General features: G+C 66.6%; 1 protein-coding gene. It reads right to left on the bottom strand.

The genetic code is table 11. From position 1 onward, the window contains the following. Positions 1-728 (bottom strand): quinone-dependent dihydroorotate dehydrogenase (locus tag HA630_RS00130; RefSeq protein WP_166831962.1); only part of this gene is annotated, 728 nt, incomplete at its 3' end. Positions 729-739: the final 11 nt, after the last annotated feature.

Here is a 739-nt window from a genome sequence, read left to right as displayed (position 1 = left end):
GTGTCGGCGATCACCGCCACCTGGGCCTCGTCCAGGTCGGGGGCGATTTTCACAAACAGCGGCTTGTGCACCCCGTGGCGGTCGGCCAGCTCGGCGCGCCGCGCGGCCAGGGCCCCCAGCAACTGGTCCAGCGCCTCGTCGCTTTGCAGCGCACGCAGGTTTTTGGTGTTGGGGCTGGAGATGTTGACCGTCACGTAGTCGGCGTGCGGGTAAACGCCGCTCAGGCAGGTCAGGTAGTCGCCGGTGGCGTTTTCAATGGGCGTGGCTGCGTTCTTGCCGATGTTCAGCCCCAGCAGCATGCCGCCCGGTTGCGGGCGCTGGCGCAGGCGCGAGCGCTGCACATTGGCCACGAAGGCGTCCAGCCCGTCGTTGTTGAAGCCCAGGCGGTTGATCAGCGCCTGCTTTTCGGGAATGCGGAACATGCGCGGCTTGGGGTTGCCCGGCTGACCCTTGGGTGTGACCGTGCCCACTTCCACAAAGCCAAAACCCATGGCGCCCCAGGCGTCGATGCAGCGCGCGTTCTTGTCCAGCCCCGCCGCCAGCCCCACCCGGTTGGGGAAGCGCAACCCGGCCAGGGTGATGGGGTCATTCACCCGGGATTGCGCCGCCAGGCACATCAGCGGCGTGTGCTGGATGCGCGCCAGGTTGTTCAGCGTGAGTTCGTGCGCCGCTTCCGGGTCCATGTTGAACAGGAAGGGGCGGGCGAAGGAATAAGGCAGCAGGGACATTGGATAATCGC

This window comes from Aquabacterium sp. A08, assembly GCF_011742065.1.
The sequence above is the reverse complement of the archived record's forward strand: the minus strand, read 5'-3'. Positions and strand labels throughout refer to the sequence as shown.